This is a genomic window from Bacteroides mucinivorans, from assembly GCF_034654355.2.
GTDB classification, from domain to species: Bacteria; Bacteroidota; Bacteroidia; order Bacteroidales; family Bacteroidaceae; genus Bacteroides; species Bacteroides nordii.
The window spans coordinates 6,004,536-6,026,497 of the sequence record NZ_CP178179.1 but is presented as its reverse complement, the minus strand read 5'-3'; the positions used below and the strand labels follow the sequence as shown (position 1 = coordinate 6,026,497).

14 protein-coding genes are annotated in these 21,962 nt (G+C 44.0%); 8 read left to right on the top strand and 6 right to left on the bottom strand.

Annotated elements, in window-relative coordinates; genetic code table 11:
• Positions 1–218 precede the first annotated feature (218 nt).
• The 5 genes from VCM39_RS22510 to VCM39_RS22490 all read left to right on the top strand — a co-directional run bounded on the left by VCM39_RS22510 (position 219) and on the right by VCM39_RS22490 (position 6,364).
• Positions 219–1,328 carry an alginate lyase family protein gene (locus VCM39_RS22510; RefSeq protein WP_322932298.1) on the top strand — a complete coding sequence of 370 codons (1,110 nt, stop codon included), beginning with the start codon at positions 219–221 and terminating at the stop codon, positions 1,326–1,328.
• Between the two features lie 123 nt (positions 1,329–1,451).
• Positions 1,452–2,687 carry a glycoside hydrolase family 88 protein gene (locus tag VCM39_RS22505; protein WP_221648332.1) on the top strand — a complete coding sequence of 412 codons (1,236 nt, stop codon included), beginning with the start codon at positions 1,452–1,454 and terminating at the stop codon, positions 2,685–2,687.
• A 40-nt stretch (positions 2,688–2,727) separates the two neighbouring features.
• Entirely contained in the window at positions 2,728–3,594 is an 867-nt protein-coding gene (locus VCM39_RS22500; protein ID WP_221648333.1) for a T9SS type A sorting domain-containing protein, read from the top strand.
• A gap of 148 nt (positions 3,595–3,742) precedes the next feature.
• Positions 3,743–6,025 carry an alpha-N-acetylglucosaminidase gene (locus VCM39_RS22495; RefSeq protein ID WP_221648334.1) on the top strand — a complete coding sequence of 761 codons (2,283 nt, stop codon included), beginning with the start codon at positions 3,743–3,745 and terminating at the stop codon, positions 6,023–6,025.
• 138 nt (positions 6,026–6,163) lie between these two features.
• Positions 6,164–6,364, top strand: coding sequence for a hypothetical protein (locus VCM39_RS22490; RefSeq protein WP_322932297.1), 201 nt, complete (start codon positions 6,164–6,166; stop codon positions 6,362–6,364).
• 205 nt (positions 6,365–6,569) lie between these two features.
• Here VCM39_RS22490 and nadB read toward each other — a convergent pair whose 3' ends face one another.
• The gene (gene nadB, locus VCM39_RS22485) at positions 6,570–8,141 is read right to left on the bottom strand and encodes an L-aspartate oxidase (RefSeq protein WP_221648336.1); all 1,572 of its coding nucleotides are present in this window, start codon (positions 8,139–8,141) and stop codon (positions 6,570–6,572) included.
• 106 nt (positions 8,142–8,247) lie between these two features.
• On the opposite strand from nadB, the gene VCM39_RS22480 reads away from it, so the two are divergent.
• The 3 genes from VCM39_RS22480 to dacB all read left to right on the top strand — a co-directional run bounded on the left by VCM39_RS22480 (position 8,248) and on the right by dacB (position 11,496).
• Positions 8,248–8,646, top strand: a complete 399-nt coding sequence (locus VCM39_RS22480) for a PH domain-containing protein (RefSeq protein ID WP_221648337.1) — start codon at positions 8,248–8,250, stop codon at positions 8,644–8,646.
• A gap of 89 nt (positions 8,647–8,735) precedes the next feature.
• The gene (lpdA, locus tag VCM39_RS22475) at positions 8,736–10,079 is read left to right on the top strand and encodes a dihydrolipoyl dehydrogenase (RefSeq protein WP_221648338.1); all 1,344 of its coding nucleotides are present in this window, start codon (positions 8,736–8,738) and stop codon (positions 10,077–10,079) included.
• Positions 10,080–10,095: 16 nt separating this feature from the next.
• Entirely contained in the window at positions 10,096–11,496 is a 1,401-nt protein-coding gene (gene dacB / locus VCM39_RS22470) for a D-alanyl-D-alanine carboxypeptidase/D-alanyl-D-alanine-endopeptidase (RefSeq protein WP_221648339.1), read from the top strand.
• Here the strand turns inward: dacB and VCM39_RS22465 are convergent.
• The 5 genes from VCM39_RS22465 to VCM39_RS22445 form a co-directional block, all read right to left on the bottom strand.
• On the bottom strand, positions 11,463–13,895 hold the full coding sequence (locus VCM39_RS22465; protein WP_322932296.1) for a glycosyl hydrolase family 95 catalytic domain-containing protein: 2,433 nt from the start codon (positions 13,893–13,895) through the stop codon (positions 11,463–11,465). The genes dacB and VCM39_RS22465 overlap by 34 nt on opposite strands.
• A 278-nt stretch (positions 13,896–14,173) precedes the next feature.
• Complete coding sequence (locus VCM39_RS22460; protein ID WP_221648341.1) at positions 14,174–16,669, bottom strand: glycosyl hydrolase family 18 protein; 2,496 nt, start codon at positions 16,667–16,669, stop codon at positions 14,174–14,176.
• Between the two features lie 28 nt (positions 16,670–16,697).
• Positions 16,698–17,201 (bottom strand): hypothetical protein, encoded by a 504-nt coding sequence (locus tag VCM39_RS22455; protein ID WP_007483069.1) that lies wholly within the window; start codon positions 17,199–17,201, stop codon positions 16,698–16,700.
• A 7-nt stretch (positions 17,202–17,208) separates the two neighbouring features.
• Positions 17,209–18,636, bottom strand: coding sequence for a RagB/SusD family nutrient uptake outer membrane protein (locus tag VCM39_RS22450; protein ID WP_221648342.1), 1,428 nt, complete (start codon positions 18,634–18,636; stop codon positions 17,209–17,211).
• Positions 18,637–18,647: 11 nt separating this feature from the next.
• Positions 18,648–21,953, bottom strand: coding sequence for a TonB-dependent receptor (locus tag VCM39_RS22445; RefSeq protein ID WP_322932295.1), 3,306 nt, complete (start codon positions 21,951–21,953; stop codon positions 18,648–18,650).
• Positions 21,954–21,962: the final 9 nt, after the last annotated feature.

The following is a 21,962-nucleotide window of genomic DNA, read 5'->3' as shown; positions in this document are numbered from 1 at the left end:
TTTGTTTTTGTCTGCATGAAACCTATTCTTTGTTTTCTGTGTATATGGCCGTATACGGGCATTTTTATCCGTATTATAGGTTTATATTGTCCGAAAGATAATTCGATACTACTGCTGATACAATACATCAACCTATGTTTGCAGTATCCTCCCTACATTTGCTCCTGTGATCAGTTGACAACAACTATTCCACATTGGTTACATTAATATAATAGACGATGAAAAAGCACATTTTACTCCTGTTTCTATTGGTAGGCAGTTCGCTTGCCGTAAAAGCCCAATCTACGGATAATGTAGATTTGATGTTTCCAAATCTGATGATGACCCGTTATCATTATGATAAGATGAAAGAAGATATTGAGAAGAAAGGCAATAATCCTCCTAAAAGCGCATACATTAAACAGATGAGAAACCCGGCGGAAAGTATTGTAAACAATGATAGGAAAACTACTACTGCGGTCTCAACTTCCAACAATCCCAATAATGTAGATATTTCCGGAGAGATGAACGCTATTTATCAGCTTTGTGTAACGTATGCGTTTTCTCAGGAAGAGAAATTCCTGAATAAAGCGGTTGAATATCTGAAAGCTTGGGGAAAAGTAAATGTAGCTGTGTCCAAATCAAATATTCATGAGAGTGTTTATACTCCGGCTGTAGAAGGATATAGTATCATTCGTAATGTGATTTCACAGGAAGATAGAGAAGAGATAGACAGTTGGTTCAGGAAACGTGTCAATGTATTTATTAAAGATAATGATCTGCGGGAAAATAATTGGGGAACTTGCCTTTTGCAACAGTTCTACTATTATGGGTTAGCGTTGAATGATGCAGCAATTGTGACTACTTATTTCAAGAACAAATATCCTAACTGGGTGAAAAACAATCTCTATCCCAATGGTACTACTACTGATTTGTTAGGACGTGATGCTTTTGCTTATCATGCTTACGACTTATTGTTCTTTGCTGAGATCTGTCATGCGATGGCTTGCTATGAAGGTTATGACGTAGCCGATGAATTTTATGCACGGGATGTTAACTGGGGAGCTTCAATAAAGAAGAGTGTTGATTTCTGGAAACCATACCTGCTTGATCCGGCAAAGAATCCACATTTGGAATTCGTAGAAACAGAATGGGCGCCCGATAAGAAACGTAGCGACTATAACAAACCTTATAACCCCGGTGGCACCATGTATGCTGCTGATGAGATTTTTGAAATGGATCATGACCTTATCCGTGCTGTTGAGAAGTATCGTGGTGGTAACCCATTTTATACCTGGCGACTGACACTTAGTAACCTGCGCTGGTATTATGGCACTGGAGAACAGTAAAATAGTAGTTAAGTAGTAAGTAGTCAAAGTAGTTAAGTAGAATGCTATCTGCTACTTACTACTAACGAAGTGATAACTACTTGACTACTAAAGAAAAAATACATAACGAAATCATTAACCTATATGCGAATTATTGGACTATTACTGCTGAGTTGTTCTCTTTGTATGTCTTGTGTACAAACAGATAAAAAGAAAGCACTCATTGATGACGATTTTTTAGTTGCCGAACAACATTTGAGCAATCAACTCAAAGCGGTTCCCGAACCTACTGTGTATCCACGTACTACGGGTAAAGACGGAAAGTTGATTGCTACTCCGAAGAATGACTGGACGGAAGGGTTCTATCCGGGATGTTTATGGTATATCTATGAACACAACCGGGAAGAGAGCTGGAAACAGAGTGCTATCAAATGGACCGAGGCTCTGGAGCCGATGAAAAAGCTGACAAGTCATCATGACATTGGTTTTCTTATCTATTGCAGTTTTGGTAACGGGTATCGGCTTACAGGTAAAGAAGAATATAAAGATGTGATTATAGAAGCTGCCAATTCTCTGACTACCCGTTTCAGTGAAGTGACAGGGTGTATAAAATCATGGAATTACCGGAAAGCCTGGAATGGAAAAGATGAATGGTTCTATCCGGTGATTATTGATAATATGATGAACCTGGAGTTACTCTATTTTGCTTCTAAAGTGACAGGTGATACAAGATATGCCAAGATAGCAACCACCCATGCGGAGACAACTGCGAAGAATCAGTTACGCAAAGATTATAGCAATTATCACGTAGTAGATTATGATACATTGACAGGTAAGGTTCTTCATCAGGCCACTTGTCAGGGGTTCTCTGATAATTCGGCATGGGCACGCGGACAGGCATGGGCTATATATGGTTACACAATGGCTTATCGTGAAACGCAGAATCCGAAATTCCTCGAAATAGCCATACATACGGCAGACTATTGGCTTAACCATCCGAATCTTCCCGAAGACGGGGTTCCTTACTGGGACTTTAATGCCGGACAGGAAGGGTATGTTCCCGATTGGGCCTATGACCCTAACCGCTTTAAAGTAGTTCCCCGTGATGCATCGGCGGCGGCCATTGCTGCTTCTGCTTTTCTGGAACTGGCTACGTATGTACCGAATGAAAAGACATATTACGATGCAGCAGTTAAGATACTTAAATCACTCTCTTCACCGGCTTACCGGGCGGTTCCGGGCACTAACAATAACTTTATCCTGATGCATAGTGTGGGTAGTATCCCTCACAATCAAGAAATTGATGTCCCATTGGTTTATGCCGATTACTACTTTCTGGAAGCTCTGAACCGGTATGGCCATTACGACAATAAGAAGTAAACTTCAATAACATAATTATTAACTTTTTAAATCAATTCGTATGAGAAAATTATTTTACGCAGTAGCATTATTATTCGTAAGTGCAAACATGAGTGCACAGTATTTTGTAGATGGGTATAATACCAGTTTTGACAGTTGGGTGGACATCAAAGATTCAGAAGAAAACGTGATAGGTGTAAGACCTGCCGGCTGGGTATCTCCTTCTAATAACAACTGGACTTCGGGTACTAATAAGGTAGAAGTAACCTTTGAAAAAGCAGAGAACCGTAATGGGGAAGCTGATAAGGCTTGTAAGATTATTACTACAGGTATTGTGTCTACCTGGTTTAGCTGGCACGTAGGTGTATCACAGGTGACAAGTGTCTATGCAGAAGATTACATTGCTGATCCGTTCTTTATTGATAAAGGAGATGATTTCTATTATACATTTTGGGCAAAAAGCGATGTAGATGGAACTAAAATGCATATTGGTACTGGTCAGTTATATAATCCGTCAAACGGAGGAAGCTGGGACAATGTGCCTTATGTGGAGCTTACTACCGAATGGAAACAATATGGTATTTATGTAGAACTTGCCAAATTGGACCTTACTTCATTCGATATTCAGCTCAGAAGTAACGGTGTTCGGTATATTGATGATCTGGAAGTAGGATTTGGTGAAATTCCCGAAGGTGTAGGTATCATCAATGTAAATGCAAAGGATGCTTTCAATGTTTACTCTAACGATAATGGTATCTCTTTTGAAGGTGCCGAAGGAATGGTTACCGTATTCAATACAGTAGGTTCGGTAGTTGCTCAGAAAGCTGCAAATGGTGGAACTGATAACATATGCCTTGGCAGCGGACTTTATCTTGTAAAGTTGCAGACAGCCGATGGAGAGGTAACCCGTAAGGTAGTAGTTAAATAAAATTCTTTAAAAGAAGCTATAATAATAGCAGGGTATTGAGATAAGATTGGGATAATTAGAAAAGAAAGCGCATCTTTGTTCCGTAATAACAGGCAGTAGTGCTGTGTGTTACGAGAATAAAGATGCGTTATTTTAATTTTGGAATACTATGAATTTAATTACTAAAAGCAAAACTACTCTTCTTTTGTTACTTTTTGTCTGTTCCTTATCCGTTTCGGGTAAAGACAAACGTATCCGGGCCGTTTATGATCTGATAGAGCGGGTTACCCCCGGTTACTCTTCGCAATACCGTTTGGAATTAATTGCTCCCGATGACGGTTCTGATGTATACGAAGTAGATGGTAACGGTAAACAAATCATCCTTCGCGGTAACACGTCCGTAGCTCTGGCTACCGCCTTTAATTGGTATTTAAAGTATACCTGCCAGGCGCACGTCTCCTGGTTTGGCAATCAACTTCAGCTTCCGAAGAAACTTCCTCAGCCCCTTCAAAAGGAACGCCGTACAATCAACGGTCGTTACCGTGTGTATATGAACTATTGTACCGTGAGCTACACTGCTGCCTGGTGGAACTGGGAACGCTGGCAAAAGGAGCTGGACTTTATGGCGATGAACTCCATTAACATGCCCCTTTTTACTATCGGTCTGGATGCTGTGTGGTACAATACCTTGTTGCACTTCAACTTCACAGATGGGGAGGCGCGTGCTTTTCTCGCCGGTCCCGGACATGCCGCCTGGCAGTGGATGCAAAACCTTCAGAGTTATGGCGGCCCCCTTCCGAAGTCCGTGATCGATAAACATGCCGCATTGGGCAAAAAGATCATTGCACGGCAACTGGAATTGGGCATGCAACCCATTCAGCAAGGCTTCTCCGGTTACGTTCCGCGTGAGCTGAAAGAGAAGTACCCCACAGCGAATATCAACCAGCAACGTTCCTGGTGTGGTTTCAAAGGGGCTGCTCAGTTGGATCCTACCGATTCGTTGTTTACCCGTATGGGGCGTGTTTTCCTCGAAGAACAGGCCCGGTTGTTTGGTGCACACGGAGTCTATGCTGCCGATCCATTCCATGAAAGTGCTCCTCCGGTAGATACTCCCGAATATCTGAGAGCGGTGGGAGAAAGAATTCACCACCTTTTCCGTGACTTCGACCCGCATAGCACTTGGGCCATGCAGTCGTGGAGCCTGCGTGAAGATATTGTTAAAGCTGTTCCGAAAGATGCTTTGCTGATTCTTGACCTGAACGGTAAAAGTACCTCAAAAGCCCTGTTCTGGGGATATTCTACGGTAGTGGGTAACTTACATAATTTCGGCGGACGCATCAATATGCACGGCGATTTGAAGCTTCTTGCTTCCAATCAATACAGTAAGGCCAAACGGTTGAATCCCGCAGTTTGTGGTTCGGGGCTGTTTATGGAAGCCATTGAGCAGAATCCGGTATATTATGAATTAGCTTTTGAAATGCCCTGCCATGCCGATAGCATTGATTTGCAAGCCTGGCTGAAACAGTATGCTACCCGCCGTTATGGGGCCTCTTCGCCGGCAGCACAGGAAGCATGGATGCTGCTGCTCGATGGGCCGTATCGTCCGGGTACAAATGGTACGGAGAAGAGTTCAATCGTGGCTGCCCGCCCTGCATTGGACGTAAAGAAGTCCGGTCCGAATGCCGCTCTTGAAATACCTTACGATCCGGCTTTGGTGATTCGTGCCCAGAGTCTGCTGCTGAAAGATATAGATAAGCTATCCGCTTCCCGTCCCTACCGTTTCGATATTGTAGATGTGCAGCGGCAGCTGATGACTAATCTTGGCCAGCTTATTCACCGTCAGGCGGCAGAAGCCTTCAGGAAGAAAGACCAGCGTGCTTTTACGCTTCATTCCGGGCGGTTCCTTGAGATGTTAGCTGATATGGACCAGCTGCTTCGTACCCGCAGCGAGTACAGCTTTGACCGTTGGCTGACAGAGGCCCGTAGCTGGGGAGACACCGAAGAGGAGAAGAATCTGATGGAACGTGACGCCACTTCTTTGGTTACTATCTGGGGAGCTGACGGTGATCCGCGTATCTTTGACTATTCCTGGCGGGAGTGGTCGGGGCTGATCAATGGTTATTATCTCCCGCGCTGGCAGAAGTTCTATGCCATGCTGCAACAGCATCTTGATGCAGGTACTTCTTATGAAGAAGCCGGTTTACCGCAGATTTATGGCCGGGAGGCTTTCCGTGCCAATGATTTCTATAACGGCCTGGCTGAGTGGGAGCTTGCTTATGTCGATAGTTACGGCAAGGCGCGTACTCCGGTTGCCGAAGGCGATGAGGTTGCTATGGTTAAACGCCTGTTTGATAAGTATCTCAAACTCTCTCAGGAGTATTATGCCGGAGGGGTGAAGGTTACGGAGAAATCTTCGGGAGAAAGGACTTATGAAAATTTAGGAGAAGAATAATTGTGAGTTTTTGGAGCAAAAAGATAGCAAATTGTGTATTATGCTAACAGGCTCTTAAGATAAAACGGATGGAATAGAAAAAAGAGCGTATCTTTATTCGTAATAATATGCAGAAATGCCTCTGTTATAGGAATAAAAATGCGCTTTTTCGGTAAAAAAGTACCTTTTTCCCGGAGCGAAATTGTTTGTTCGGCTCCGGGGAACCTCTCCTTCCCCGGAGCCGAACACTTCCCTCCCCGGAGCCGGGCTCTTTCTTCCTCACCGGGGAAGATGTTTCAGGTGCAAAAGAGATACTTCCGGGAGTTATTAGCTTCCTTTATGCCGGGGAAATGGAAATGATAAAACGGAGTAGTTTATAGCCAGATAGCGATCGTATAGGCGTAAACTCCCTATATTGGGTGATAAAAAGAGGCATTTGTCCGTTCAATAATGGCTTATTGATTTTGACAAATGCCTCTCTGTTTCTTTTATTTCATGACACCGGATTTAGCTGCGGAAATAGCGTATTCCTGAGCGGTAGAATATTCAAAGTGTCAAAACGAAACTATTTCTTTGCATGCGGATAATCGATTGTATAATGTAATCCGCGGCTCTCTTTCCGCTCCATCGCCTGACGCATGATGAGATATCCCACGTTAATCATGTTACGCAACTCGCAAATTTCCTTAGATGCTACACTGCGTTTGAAGAGGCTTTCTGTTTCTTCATAAAGAATATCCAGCCGGTCCCACGCACGCTTCAGGCGAAGGTCACTCCGGACAATGCCTACATAGGTACTCATAATCTGGTTCACCTCTTTCATGCTTTGGGTAATCAATACCATCTCTTCGGGCGAGCGGGTACCCTCGTCATTCCATTCCGGGATATCCGGATTATAATCATATTGGTCTACTACTTCCAGCGTATGTTTGGCAGCTGCGTCGGCATACACAACGGCTTCGATCAGAGAGTTTGAAGCCAGACGATTGCCACCATGCAAGCCTGTACAAGAGCATTCGCCCACCGCATAAAGCCGTTCGATAGACGACTGGGCGTTGAGATCTACCAGGATACCTCCACAGAGATAATGGGCAGCCGGAGCAACCGGAATATAATCTTTTGTAATGTCAATACCTAAGCTGAGGCATTTCTCATAAATGTTCGGGAAGTGCTTCCGGGTCTCTTCGGGATCTTTGTGAGTGACGTCGAGATAGACATGGTCATCACCCCGGTTTTTCATTTCGTTGTCAATGGCACGTGCTACGATATCGCGTGGAGCCAATGAAAGACGGGGGTCATATTTCTGCATGAACTCTTTACCGTCCATCGTACGGAGTACGGCACCGTAGCCACGCATGGCTTCGGTAATGAGGAAAGAAGGACGGTCGCCCGGATGATAAAGCGCTGTAGGATGAAACTGTACGAATTCCATATCTTTCACCGTTCCCTTGGCACGGTATACCATAGCAATACCGTCTCCGGTAGCTACCAACGGATTGGTAGTTGTCTGGTACACAGCTCCTACTCCACCGGTTGCCATGAGTGTAACCTTTGCCAGGTATGTATCTACCTTTCCGGTTTTCGGGTCGAGAATATAAGCGCCGTAACATTTGATGTCCGGTGTCTGACGTGTAACGGTCACCCCAAGATGATGCTGGGTTAATATCTCAATCGCAAAGTGATTTTCGATTACTGTAATGTTGGGATGGCGTTGCACAGCCTTGATAAGACTGTCCTGAATCTCAGCTCCGGTATTATCTTTGTGATGAAGAATACGGAACTCCGAATGTCCTCCTTCCCGGTGCAGGTCGAATTCTCCCTCTTCGTTTTTATCGAATTCCACTCCCCAGTTGATAAGTGCTTCGATTTGTGCCGGAGCCTCCCGTACAACTTTTTCTACGGCAGCACGGTCACTGATCCAGTCACCGGCAATCATTGTGTCTTCAATATGTTTATCGAAATTATCTACCAGGAGATTCGTAACGGAGGCCACTCCTCCCTGTGCAAAATAAGTGTTTGCCTCTTCCAAACCGCTCTTACAGATAAGGGCTACTTTTCCTTTATGCGCCACTTTCAAAGCGAAGCTCATTCCGGCAATGCCGGAACCGATGACGAGGAAATCGAACTTTTTAACCATAATCTAAATGTTTATTACCGCAAAACTACAAAATAACTGTTTTCATTGTACTTTTCATTGCCATTAATTCATAAAATTGCTAACTTGGCAGCAAAAATCTGACAAAATGAACCGAGTTTTCCATGCCCGCATTGCCTGGTATCAATATTTTCTTCTGGTGGTACTGGGAGCAAACGCGTTTGGCTTCCTGTGGTGTAAGTATATTCTGCTTGCCGTTTTTATGATGCTGTTGCTCATTGTGGTGATCGAACAGGTAATTCACACCACCTATACCGTTACGTCACAAAGTGAACTTATTCTTTCTTACGGTCGCTTTACACGTAAGAAGACAATTCCTGTCAAAGATATTATCTCTGTGCAAAAGCATCATTCAATGAAGTTCGGCCGTTTCTCGGTAACCGAATATGTATTGATTGAATACGGTAAAGATAAATATGTATCGGTGATGCCGGTCAAAGAGCGGGAATTTGTAGAGTTGCTGGAGAAGATAAAAAATAACGGTTAGTGATCAGTGATAAGTGATTAGTACTATGCAGTATAATTGCGCAGCCATTCATCACTTATCATTCATCACTTATTACTAATTCGAATCATATGAAATACCAGGTAATTATCATTGGCGGCGGTCCTGCGGGCTACACAGCTGCCGAAACAGCCGGCAAAGCCGGACTGAGTGTTTTGCTTTTTGAAAAGCAGAATTTAGGTGGAGTCTGTCTTAATGAAGGATGTATTCCTACCAAGACTTTGCTCTATTCGGCAAAGACGTATGACGGAGCGAAACATGCTTCCAAATATGCTGTAACCGTGCCGGAGGTCTCTTTTGATTTGTCGAAGATAATTGCCCGTAAGAGTAAAGTAGTGCGTAAATTGGTATTGGGAGTGAAAGGTAAACTTACTTCCAACAATGTAACGATTGTACAGGGCATGGCTCAGATTGTGGATAAGAATACGGTTCGTTGTGGTGAAGAGACTTACGAATGCGAGAATCTGATACTCTGTACCGGCTCTGAAACCTTTATTCCTCCTATCGCAGGCATTGATACGGTGAATTACTGGACACATCGCGATGCACTTGATAACAAAGAATTACCTGCTTCATTGGCTATCGTTGGCGGTGGTGTTATCGGAATGGAGTTTGCTTCCTTCTTCAATAGCCTTGGCGTACAGGTGACAGTGATAGAAATGCTGGATGAGATACTGAACGGAATGGATAAAGAGCTTTCTGCCTTGCTTCGTGCCGAATATGCGAAACGAGGTATCCGATTCCTCCTGAGCACGAAGGTTATTTCTCTGTCGAAAAATGAAACAGGAACTGTAGTCTCTTATGAGAATGCCGAAGGCTCCGGTAGTGTGATTGCAGAAAAGCTACTGATGAGTGTAGGCCGTCGTCCTGTCACCAAAGGTTTCGGACTCGAAAATCTGAAACTGGTATTGACGGAACGTGGGAACGTTGCCGTTAATTCTAAAATGCAGACCTCCGAACCGGGTGTATATGTCTGTGGCGACCTTACAGGCTTTTCGTTGCTTGCCCATACGGCGGTTCGCGAAGCAGAAGTAGCTGTACATACCATTCTTGGTAGGGACGATGTGATGAGTTATCGTGCCATCCCCGGTGTAGTATATACCAATCCGGAGATTGCCGGAGTGGGGCATACCGAAGAAAGTCTGTTGGCAAAAGGTATTCCTCATCACATTGTTAAATTACCCATGGCGTATTCAGGCCGTTTTGTTGCTGAGAATGAAGGCGTAAACGGCATGTGCAAACTATTGATCGGTGAGGATAAAACGATCCTGGGTGCCCATGTACTTGGTAATCCTGCTTCCGAGATTATCACCCTTGCCGGCATGGCAGTGGAGTTAAAACTGACAACTACGGAGTGGAAGAAGATTGTATTCCCCCACCCCACAGTAGCCGAAATATTCAGGGAAGCCCTGTGATTAAGAAACTAAACGTATGCAAAGAATTTTCCTATCCCTTATTTTATTCTCCTGCCTTCCGGTTTTATGGGGGCAGGAGGTTCTCTCTTCCCGTATCAACTCATTGTTGAAAACCTTGCCTGAGGGATCTGAAGTCGGTATATCTGTTTATGATCTTACTGATAAGAAGCCGCTTTATACGTATCGGGATACTAAACTTTCGCGCCCGGCATCGACTATGAAGCTGCTGACTGCTATTACTGCCCTTTCCCGTTCGGATGCCGACGAGCCGTTTCGTACCGAGGTCTGGTACAATGGAGTCATAGAGCATGATACTTTGCGTGGAGATTTGTATGTAGTAGGAGGTTTTGATCCCGAATTTGATGAACTTAGTATGGATACGCTGGTAGATGCCATCATTACTTCTCCTTTCTCCGTTATCGATGGGAGGATCTATGGAGATATTTCCATGAAAGACTCCCTCTATTGGGGGAGCGGATGGGCATGGGATGATACGCCGGAAGCTTATCAGCCTTATCTTTCTCCGTTGATGTATCACAAAGGAATGGTGACGGTAACAGCTGCTCCGGGTGCAGTTCAGGGCGATACGGCACGGGTTTCCTGCTATCCGGAGTCCTCTTATTACAGTCTCAGCAATGCAACCCGGACACGTACTCCCTCTGCCGGGAAGTTTACCGTAACCAGGGGATGGCTTGAAAATAAGAACAATATCACGGTCACAGGCAATGTAGAGGGGAGGCGTAGCGCAGATATTAATGTGTTCTCTTCACAGGACTTCTTTATGCATGCTTTTCTTGAAAAGCTCCGCAACAAAGGCATTGAGGTACCTCTAAACTATGCCTTTTCTGTTTTTACTCCCGATAGTTCATCCGTTTGCATGGCGCGTTCGGAGTGCTCTGTACAGGAGGTAGTTACCCAGATAATGAAGGAAAGCGATAACCTGAGTGCAGAGGCTTTGCTTTGTCGTCTGGGGGTACAAGCTACCGGGAAGAAGTATGTCTCGGCCAAAGAGGGCATTGCTGAGATAAAGAAGATGATAAAGCAGCTGGGACACAATCCCGATCATTATAAGATAGCCGATGGGTGTGGACTATCCAACTATGACTACCTCTCTCCTGCCCTTTTGGTCGATTTCCTTAAATTTGCCTATTCCCGTACGGATGTGTTTCAGAAACTCTACAAGGCTCTTCCCATTGCCGGAGTAGACGGAACATTGAAGTATAGAATGCAGCAAGGAAAAGCCTGTAAGAATGTTCATGCCAAGACAGGTTCCTATACAGCAATTAACGCCTTAGCAGGCTATCTGAAGGCTGCTAACGGGCATGAAATAGCCTTTGCCATTATGAATCAGAATGTACTTTCGGCAGCCAAAGCAAGAGAGTTTCAGAATAAAGTGTGTGAGGTGCTTTGTGAGTAGGGAATAAAGCTCACTCTGCCGTCTGTCTCTGACAAAGGAACGCCTTGTATTTTTACTGTCGGTCTGTCCATCTCTTGTGGGATTACAATTTCTGCCTTTGTCAGTCTCCCATATTTCCACTCAATCGTTACCTGATAGCCGTTTCTTGCCATCAATCCTTCGATTTTGCCTTCCGGCCATTCGGTAGGCAGGGCAGGCAAGAGGTGTATAAAGCCTTCGTGAGATTGTAATAACATCTCAGCAAAAAGCCCAGAAGTAGCCATTGTAGCGTCTACCTGCATATTTCCCGATTGATTGGACATCATGTTTTCGTAACCACTTTCTTTAATCATCCGGTTGAAAGTTCCGATAGCCTGATTGCCATCGTAGAGTCTGGCCCATAAAGCGGTACGCCATGCCATAGACCAGTTGCCTCCCGTGTAAGGCCATCTGTCGCCAAATTTACCTTTACCCCTCATCTCTAAAGATTTCCGGACAGCCTGGGCCAATGCAGGTGTTTGGGTGTATGATATCCTATTTCCCGGATACAAAGCATAAAGGTGGGCAAGGTGGCGATGATGATCGTGTGGGTTGTCCACATCATCTATCCATTCCTGCAATTGTCCATAGCGTCCTATCTTCAAGGGTAGTAGCTTATTTTTAGCAATGAGCAGCTTCTGGCGGAATACAGAATCTGTGTTCAGGCATTCTGCTGCTTTAATTACGTGGGTATATAGATCATATACCATTTCTATATCCTGGTAGGCGGGCATGGTAAAAAGTCTTCCTTCCGTTTGCTCGCCGTTTGTGGTAGAATATTCTACCGGAGAACCGTTTTTCATTTCAATGCCGTGTTCTGCTGATACGGAAGGGGCAATAATGAAATATCCCTGATATTCTACCATGTTTTCCAGCCAGAATTCGGCAGCTTCTTTCATAATAGGATATCCTTTTGTTCTGAGATACTCTTTATCTCCGTTGAAAGCATAATGTTCCCACAAGTGCCTGCAATGCCAGGCAGCTCCTGAAGGATAGAGCCCCCACAGGATATCATCACCGGGAACGGTGTGCCCCCATATATTTCCGGTAGAATGGCTCACCCAACCTTTCGTCCCGTAATATTCGCGGGCTGTTTGCCGTCCGGGTTCTACCAGACCTTCAATCCATTCCAGATAAGCCTCTTCACATTCCGGTAATTGGGTCGGTCCGCATCCCCAATACATCTCCTGGAGATTGATGTTGCTTTGGAAATTTCCGTTCCACGGAGCCTTTTCAAAGGTATTCCATACACCTTGCAGGGTAGAAGGTAGTGTGCCGGGGCGGGAGGCACTTATCAGCAGGTAACGGCTGAGGTTGAACCCTAAAACTTTCAGAGAGGCGTCGTCGGTAAATCCTTCCTGCAATTGTTTCACACGTACATTGGTTGGAAGTTGTTCGGAAGCCGTGTCTCCGGTAAGAGTGAATCTGACCCGATTGTACAACGTCTGATAATCGGATATATGTGTGTTTTTGACTGTCTCGTAGCCTTTTGTAATGGCTTTTGTTATTACCTTCCCGGTATTTTGTTGCGGGTTCTCTCCTTTATATAGGGGGTATACAGGAGCATATTCAGTGCCGACCGCATAGAATACAGTGGCTTCATTGGCTTTTTCTACTACAATCCGTTGATGGGCTACTTTGACACTTCCGCCTTGCTGAACAATTTTAATACGGATGGTATAGCCTAATCCATTTTCCCGGATGATCCCATTGAAAGTAAGTCCATTCTCACTTTCTATGACTTCTTCGGGCGGATAGACGAGTGAATGGGAAAGAGAGAAACTAATCTTTCCTGCTTTATCGGCCGTAAAATGAAGTGCCATCAATTTATCAGGATAACTGCAGAAATACTCACGGTTAAACTGTACACCTCCCTGTGTATATTCAACGAAACCACGGGATGTGGATAGATCGATACCGCGCAGGTAATTTTGTACGGGCTGTTTGTTTTTGCCAAAGTCAATCCACAGATTACCTACCATTGAAAAATAGCCATAGTTAGTATAATCTCCGGTCATGTAGATACGGGAGAGGGAATCGGCTTCAGCAAACCGGCGCTCTACTATTAACTGCCGGATAGTGGCTATCTTGTCCTTACCTCCTTTGATTATTCCGTAATTAAAATCGGAGGCAGCATGAGGACCTCCTGCCCAGAATGTTTTTTCAGCGATATCAAAACGTTCCTTCTCTACCTCCCCGTAAAAAGAGGCACCCATATAACCATTGCCGATATGTAAAGCCTGTTCGGACCAGCTTTGGGCCGGATAGCGAAACCATAATGTCTCATTGGGGGATAAGCATTCATTAGTTGCATACAGGCGTATTGGTAAGGTGGCAAGAAAAGCCATTATCGGGAGTAGCAGAAGAATTTTGTACCTCATAATATCTGTATTTACTGGAAATCTACCGAAGAAAAAGCGGGTGTATCAGAAGTCTTTTCACCACAGAGTAACACAGAGTTTCACAGAGTAGTATTTATCTGATGAAACGCGGATGATCGCAGATGAACACAGATTAAAAGACTGTAGTTCTTTATCATATATTTGTTTTCCTTTGCGAAAATCTGCGTTCATCTGCGTTTCAATAAAGATTTAAACTCTGTGGAACTCTGTGTTACTCTGTGGTGAGTTTTAATATCTGCCAAAAAGAGCGGAAAGGTTTACTTCTTTACAACTCTAAAGCTTGCCACTTCTGATTCACATTGAATTTTCACTATATAGCAACCGGTAGAAAGGCTGTTAAGGTGAACAGACCGTACGCCGGAAGCTAAATTTATGTTTTTCAATGCCTGTCCCATCATATTGTAAACAGTAACTGTAACATTGGCTCCGTCATTGTCTTTTAAGTTGATGAACAGTTCATCTTCTACAGCAGCAGGGTAAACGGATATGTTACCATTGGACTGGTTCTTGCTGATTCCTGTTCCTTGATAGGTAGAATCGTAGAATTCGCGAATCAATCCGTATGCCTGGTCTTCCATACCTGCATCCTGACCCAATGCCCAGATACCAATACCTTTGAAGCCGCCTTTGGTAGTATAGTCATATTTTAAGCGGAGGCTCTGAAGATCCTCGGCATAAGCCACCATATTGGCACCGTCTTCGGTATACTTATAAACATTACATTTTGCTGCGTCATCCCAAGTGATATCATTGTCTTTGGCATACTTGGGTACATCACCTAAAGTAGCTGTTCCGAATTTTGATCCGTTCTTGTAGATATTGCCATAGTAGGGCCATGCGATAACAATGTCAGATGCAGGAATGTCGATATCCAGCCAGAACTGCTTGATTCTTCTTTGTGCATCGTTCAGCGGGCAAGTGAATGTTTGTCCGATGTTGTACATCATGATAGTAAGGTAGTCGGCACTTTTGAGCATTCCTTTGAAATCCCATTCATTGCTTTCATTTCCCGGATAGGTAGCAATAGAAAGTTCGAAATCCGGATTGATTTTGTCGAGCTCTTCTTTTATATATTTAGCCAGTTCATTATATTTTGCACCGTGATTGGGGACGGAGTTGTAAAACTCTTCAATATCCATATTAATACCATCCAGGTTGTATTTGTCAACAAACTTAGCTATGGCAACGGCTGCAGCACGCATCTTTTGTGAATCGCCAAACAGATCTACATAGAAAGCTGTATTTCCACCGTCACGAACATTACCGGTGATGGCAGCCAATACTTTCACACCATTTTTGTGCGCTGCGTTAATAAAGTCAATCCAGGGCCATTTCAGGTCGATACCTTTATCTTCGAAAGTAGGGGTATAACCTCCCTTGTCGATTTCAAAACCAATAGGAGCAATATGAGTGAGGCCTTTCCAGTCTACTTTGTCAATAGTGGTAACACTGAACCAGGGGAACCAACCGAATACTATCTTATTGTTATAGTCAGTACACTTCTGTGTATAGGCTGCTGCGTCGAGCTTGTTGATTTGGCGGATTGTCATATCACCATCCGGGTCAGAAGATTCAGGAACTACATCTTTCCCGTTACTGAAGTACAGTTTGGTGATTTGCCCGTCCAGTTTATTTCCGTCAGTGGCTGTCGGTTTCAACCGGATGGCTACGATAAAGAAGTTATTTCCTACACTAAGTGGTTGTTTACCTGCATTATCTCCATCACGTAACTCCAGTTTACCGGTACCCGGGCGAAGTGCCTGGTAGTTCATTGTGAGTGATTCGTCTGTGATCTGTGCTTTGTCACCGGCATAGTACACATTGATAGTAGCAATATCAGTCAGCTTGGTTGTACCGTTCAGCGAGAAGTCCAGTCCGGTAAGTGACAGTTCGCCTGCACCAACGGTGTTTACTTTCAGAGTAAGCAATTCAATGTTGTCTTCTTTCGCATAGGCATTACCTGTCTTCTGAGAAACCATACTGCTTTCGATAGTCATTTCGCCTACTTCTTCAAAGATCTTCAGGTCGATGTTTTTTACTTCAGCTTCCGTTGCTTTAAAAGTAGCCGGATAAGCACCCTGTAAATCGGGAACATTGGTATCTGTTACATTCTGGAAATCATAATAGGCCACTAAGTTGGCTTTATCCGGGTGTGTATCGAGCACTTTATAGCTTTTCCATTTAGATATGGTTTCAAGGCTGAGAGACTTGTTCCATACTCTGACTTCATCGTAGCAGGCAAGAGAAGCACCACCCAATACGAATGGCGCGTCAATGTCGCCTGTGGTAGGTTTGAAGAAAGCATTAGAGAAAGACTGGCGGATACCGTCGATATAGAGAATGATAACTCCTTCGTCGGTGCTTGATTTTGTTCCGTCATAAACTAAAGCCACATGGTGCCAGCCACTTTTCGGATAGCATCCGGCAGATGTTTGTGCATAAGCACCATCTCCGTTAGCCTGCATAACGTAGATCTGTCCATTTTTTTCTACCTGTACCTTAATACGGTTACGCTCGTCGGGTTGCTCTTTTTTGAAGATAATGAAACGATCGGCCAGCTCATCCAGGGTTATATTCACCCATGCCTCTATGGTGTAAGCTCCGGCTTTGTTGAGCTGTGTGATATCTCCGCAATCCAGATAAGCATCTCCGGCATTTACGTTCAACTTGAAACCTTTGTTACCTGTCGTCTGGGCAGATACATTGAGAATGCCTAACAAAAACAGCAGGCATAAAAACAAATTCTTTTTCATTTGGTATCTATTTTAAATTAAACAAAGTTTATTCTTCAGGACTGTTAGGGTCGTATATCTCGAATACCCCCGATTCGGTGGTAGGGCTGTCTACCACTTTGTTGTCGGTAGCAATGGCTTTTACTACCAGTCTGTATTTTCCTCCCGGTACAATCGGATCACCGTCATAATCTACATTGAATCCTTCACTGAAGCGGAAAGAACATTGGTTCTTGAACTCTTTCTGGTTAGGATCTTTCTGAGGATACGTTACCTGAAAAGCCCTGTCGGTATGTTTCATGGCCTCTTCGGCATAGAGAGTACTTTTTTCTTTGATTACCCAGAAGTTAATATTCTGTATCCGGGTGGTATCCCCTTTGAAGAAATAGGTTACTTTTATATCAGAAAGTTTACTTTCCGTACCCACATTCCATGTGCGTATGTTCCATACATACAGATAACTGTCTTTTTTTGAGAAGTCATCTTCGTTCTTGTCACAAGCAATGAATGAGAGAGTCATTAAAAGCAGAAGTAGCTTGAATGTTGATTTCATATCGCTTTTATTTTTTAGTAGTTTCATATCCTGGATTCTGTTCCAAATTTGAGTTCTTTATAATCTCTGTCTGAGGGATAGGGCAAAGGTTATGGGCTTCACTAATGTATTCACCTCCCTTTGAGTTAATCTCTTTACTGACTCTTTTTACCGTCTCTACAAGTATTCCCCAACGCACAAGATCGAATCGGCGATGCCCCTCATAGCATAATTCACGGGCACGTTCGTCACGGATAAAAGATTGAAATTGTTTGTAATCCAATTCTTCTATTTCATCTACCCCTGCCCGTTCGCGAATTTCATTGATTGCGTCATAAGCCTCTTGGGTAGGTCCTCCTTTCCATTCGTTTAATGCTTCGGCATACATGAGAAGAACGTCTGCATAGCGGAATACGGGGAAGTTCAGTCCGTCGTGGTCAAGCATTTGTTTACCGGTCCTGTCCCAGTATTTAATGATGGCGATACGGCTGTCTTTAAAAGCCTGTCCCCGCCAGGTCTTGGCCAGATTGTGTTCAAGGCGCAGGTCCCATTCATCGTATTTATCATAGAAGGAAGTAGGGGCTGAACTTCCTCCCAAACCATTGAACTTGTCCCATTCTTCTTTGCTTGGACCCAGATACCACAGCATACGGGCCGAGAAGTCGGTATAATCGGCATTGAACTGAATAGAGAAGATGTGTTCCTGCTGGTTCTCGAATGCCTGTGAGAAGATGTCGCTATAGTTGTCGAACAGTTTATATTTGTTCAAGCCCATGATTTGCTCACAGGTCTTTGCTGCATTTTCCCATTGTTCTTGCAGTAAGTACATTTTTGCCAACAGGGTAAGTGCGGTTCCTTTACTGGCTCTTGCTACGATGGCAGGGCTTTTCTCTAAGATGTCCGATACTTCAGTGAGTTCATCAATGATGAAATTTGAAAGTTCTTCCCGTGTGGCTCTCTTTATATTCTTTACCTGATCCAGCGAGGTTATTTCATCTTTCAATAAGGGCACGCCTCCCCAGTAAGTCAATGCATGATAATAGTAGAAAGCACGTAGAAAACGAGCTTCTGCCAGCAGCGAAGTACGGCGGCTCTCATCAAAGGTTGATTTCTTTATGCGGCTTATGGTTGTGTTACAAGCGCCGATTGCCTGATAAGTGGTGAGCCACCAGTCACTCCACCGGTTTTCACCGGAAGTCCATTGATAATTGGCTGAGCCACCTGCACTACCGGATATATCGGTACCTTCAAAGGCAAAGCACCATCTGTCCTGACTGTAATATCCTGTTCCATTGAGGAAACTGTAACATCCGGATACGGCAGCTTCCGCCCCATCTGCCGTTTCAAACAGTTTACCGACGCTGAGTTGTGATATAGGTGTTTTATCGAGCATGTCCAGGCACGAGCTGCAAGTAGCAGTCAGGATGCACAGTGCCATTATCTTTAGTTTTTTCATGATTCTTTTCATTATAATGTGATTTTAAAGCCAAAAGTATAAGTTCTCGCTGAGGGATAAGCGGTAAAGTCCATACCCCGTAGCACGTTGGCCGAATAGACCTTATAACCGCCTTCTGTTCCGGTATTTACCTCCGGATCGTATCCTTTGTATGAGGTGAACGTGAACAGGTTGGTACCGGTAACGTAACATTGCAGTTCCTGAATCGTCTTATTCTTTTTCCAGCTCTTAACCGGGAAGTTGTAATACAAGCTGATACTCTTTATTTTCAGATGTGAACCATCATGAATCATGTAGGTAGAAGGCTGGTATTCGTCATTGGAATAGAGTTTAGGATAATTTCCGTTGGGATTGTCGAGTGACCAGAAGTTCTTTACCCGTTTGTACTGATTTACAAACCGGGGGTCGACTGTGGCATACAGGAAGTCACCTCCTGCAAGTATGTCATTTCCATACGTTCCCTGTAAAAATACACTTAGAGTAAAATTCTTGTAAGTGAACGTATTGTTGATACCTCCAAAGAAATCGGGATTCGGGTCGCCGATGGTTGTCTGGTCTTCAATGGAAACCACGCCATCCCCATTAATATCCCGGTAGATCTTTTGTCCGAGTGAAGCGTTTGGCTCATTACCGGCTTCAATCTGTGCACGTGAGCGGTAAATGCCATCCATAATATAGCCATAGAATACTCCGACGGGCTGTCCTACCTTTAACCAGGAGTAAGGATGTGTACCCAAACCCGGACGGAAAGTATATTCAAAATCTTTATCCGGTCCCATTGCTAAGACTTTATTTTTATTTGTAGAGATATTAAATTCGGTAGACCATGTGAAATCTTTTGTAGCGATATTGGTAGTACGAATCATAAGCTCTACTCCCTGGTTTGAGATTTTACCTACATTCATGAAACCATTCTTGAATCCTGAGATATAGGGGAATTCCACATCCAGTAAAAGATCTTTGGTTCTTTTAGAATAAAAGTCAAGTTCTATATTCAAACGTGAATTGAAGAAAGAAGCCTCCACACCAAAATCGAACTGGGCCGTTGTCTCCCATTTCAGTTTGTCATTACCCAGACGATCGGGGATGTATCCGATTTGCGGAATGTCGCCCAGCATCACATTTTGTTGTTTCATCAACGGTAATGTCTGGTACAGTGCAATATCCTGATTTCCGGAAAGACCATAACTGAATCTCAGTTTCAGGTTATTCAGTTTGGAAAAGCGCTTCATGAACTTCTCTTCCGAGAGTCTCCATCCCAAAGCTACGGAAGGGAAGAAAGCAAACTGGTTATCTTTGCCTAAACGGGATGAACCATCGTATCTGCCTACAAGCGAGAGCAGGTAACGATCGTGAATAGAGTAGTTGATACGTCCCAGATACGAAATGATGGCCCATTCGGAAGCAGAGCTGCCTATCTGGCGGGTTTTGGTTTCTGCATCAGAGAGGTTGTTCCAGTCCAACAGGTCATTGGTGAAGTTTTTCCCGTACAGGCTTAGCCCTTCGTTACGTCCGAATTGTAAAGTATATCCTCCCAAAACAGTCAGGTGGTGTCCTTCGGCTATCTCTTTCATATAGTTGGCTGTGTTTTCCCATAAGATAGAATAACCTTCTCCCTGATTGATCCACGCTTCACCTTTGGTTTTATTCTGCATCATGGTTGGGAGTGAACCGGGTTTGTATTCATTTGTTTTACTGGTACTGGCGTTCAATCCTAAAGAAGTTTTGAACTTCAATCCTTTTATGGCTTCCCAGTCTGCAAATATACCTGCATAGACAGTGGTCGATAATTCTTCTTTCTTACGCAGGTTAAGCTGTGCTACTACGTTGTCAATCTTGTTGCTTACCACACGTGAAGGGCTGTCTGCAGCATACGAACCGTCCTCATTATAAATAGGCATGGTCGGAGGAGTTGCCAGAGCCGAGCTTTGGTAATCAAATCCTCCCAAACTTACCAGATTGGGTTTTCTGGACGAGTGGGAAAATTGGAAATTAGCCCCGATATTTATCTTATCACCTATCTTTCTGTCCAAGTTGAGGCGGGTCTGATAACGTCTGATCCCGGATCTTTTGATGACACCCTCCTGATCGAACATACTTAATGATAAATAGTAACGGGTATCTTTACTTCCTCCCGAAGCTGCTACCTGATAATTCTGCATCAGAGCCATTTGGAGTATTTCCTCCTGCCAGTCAGTACCTTTTTCATAGATACTGGGATTCTCAATAGAAGGTTCTTGTCCGGCAGCCACATCCTGTTGATTCAGCATTTCGGCATATTCACGTGCATTGAGCATTTCCAACCGTTTGGCAACATGCTGGATACCGACGTAGGCATTCACTGTAACATTGTTGCCACCTTCAGTTCCTCTTTTAGTCGTAATGATAACAACACCATTGGCACCTCTGGCACCATAAATAGAAGTAGCTGCGGCGTCTTTCAGAATCTCTATTGATTCTATGTCATTGGGGTCAATCAGGTTCAGGTCGCCTGCACCGATAAATCCGTCTACAACATACAAAGGCTGATTACTTGCCGAAATAGAGTTACCACCACGGATCAGGATATTGGTAGCTGCACCCGGTTCGCCGGAAGTGTTAGTGACGTGTACGCCCGATACTTTACCGGTCAGTGCCTGATCCAGACGGATTGTAGGAACATTGTTTATATCCTTTTCTCCGATGCGGGCTACAGAACCCGTCAGGTCTCTTTTTCTCATCACACCGTAGCCGATAGCCACTACTTCATTCAGCATATGGCTATCTTCATCCAGCTGTACATTGACTACCGTTTTGTCCTTTACTCTTATATCCTTTTGTTTGTAACCGATGTAAGAGAACTGAAGTTCGGAATTCTTGTTTTTCAGCTGGATTGAGTAGTTACCGTCCATATCGGTCGTTGTACCTTCATTACCATTTTTAACCCGGATGGTAACTCCCACAAGTGGTTCGTTGGTAGTATCTGTAACTTTTCCTTTGATGATAACCGGTTTGCTTGCGGCTACCTGTTGCTGTGGAATGATGACTACTGATTTGGATTGTATGCTAAAGCTTAATCCTCTTGGAGTGAGTACCGTTTTGAGGACTTCCAACAGGTCTTTGTTTTGTACAGAAACCGTTATATCCTTCCGGTTATCCAATACTCCTTCACGGTAAGAGAAAGAGTAATCGGTTTTGTGTTCTATCTCATTAAAGAACTGCTTCAATGTGGCATTGTTAAGTGAGAGAGAGATTTTTTGCTCCTGGGCATTAATGGCGGATACGAATCCGGTCATTAACAATAGAAGCAGTATTATGCGAAATTTTCTTGTACTCATAATGATTTT

Bases quoted from the DNA above. Each gene is read 5' to 3' on its own strand.
- VCM39_RS22510 (WP_322932298.1), top strand. From the start codon at position 219: ATGAAAAAGCACATTTTACTCCTGTTTCTATTGGTAGGCAGTTCGCTT.
- VCM39_RS22505 (WP_221648332.1), top strand. From the start codon at position 1,452: ATGCGAATTATTGGACTATTACTGCTGAGTTGTTCTCTTTGTATGTCT.
- VCM39_RS22500 (WP_221648333.1), top strand. From the start codon at position 2,728: ATGAGAAAATTATTTTACGCAGTAGCATTATTATTCGTAAGTGCAAAC.
- VCM39_RS22495 (WP_221648334.1), top strand. From the start codon at position 3,743: ATGAATTTAATTACTAAAAGCAAAACTACTCTTCTTTTGTTACTTTTT.
- VCM39_RS22490 (WP_322932297.1), top strand. From the start codon at position 6,164: ATGCGCTTTTTCGGTAAAAAAGTACCTTTTTCCCGGAGCGAAATTGTT.
- nadB (WP_221648336.1), bottom strand. From the start codon at position 8,141: ATGGTTAAAAAGTTCGATTTCCTCGTCATCGGTTCCGGCATTGCCGGA.
- VCM39_RS22480 (WP_221648337.1), top strand. From the start codon at position 8,248: ATGAACCGAGTTTTCCATGCCCGCATTGCCTGGTATCAATATTTTCTT.
- lpdA (WP_221648338.1), top strand. From the start codon at position 8,736: ATGAAATACCAGGTAATTATCATTGGCGGCGGTCCTGCGGGCTACACA.
- dacB (WP_221648339.1), top strand. From the start codon at position 10,096: ATGCAAAGAATTTTCCTATCCCTTATTTTATTCTCCTGCCTTCCGGTT.
- VCM39_RS22465 (WP_322932296.1), bottom strand. From the start codon at position 13,895: ATGAGGTACAAAATTCTTCTGCTACTCCCGATAATGGCTTTTCTTGCC.
- VCM39_RS22460 (WP_221648341.1), bottom strand. From the start codon at position 16,669: ATGAAAAAGAATTTGTTTTTATGCCTGCTGTTTTTGTTAGGCATTCTC.
- VCM39_RS22455 (WP_007483069.1), bottom strand. From the start codon at position 17,201: ATGAAATCAACATTCAAGCTACTTCTGCTTTTAATGACTCTCTCATTC.
- VCM39_RS22450 (WP_221648342.1), bottom strand. From the start codon at position 18,636: ATGAAAAAACTAAAGATAATGGCACTGTGCATCCTGACTGCTACTTGC.
- VCM39_RS22445 (WP_322932295.1), bottom strand. From the start codon at position 21,953: ATGAGTACAAGAAAATTTCGCATAATACTGCTTCTATTGTTAATGACC.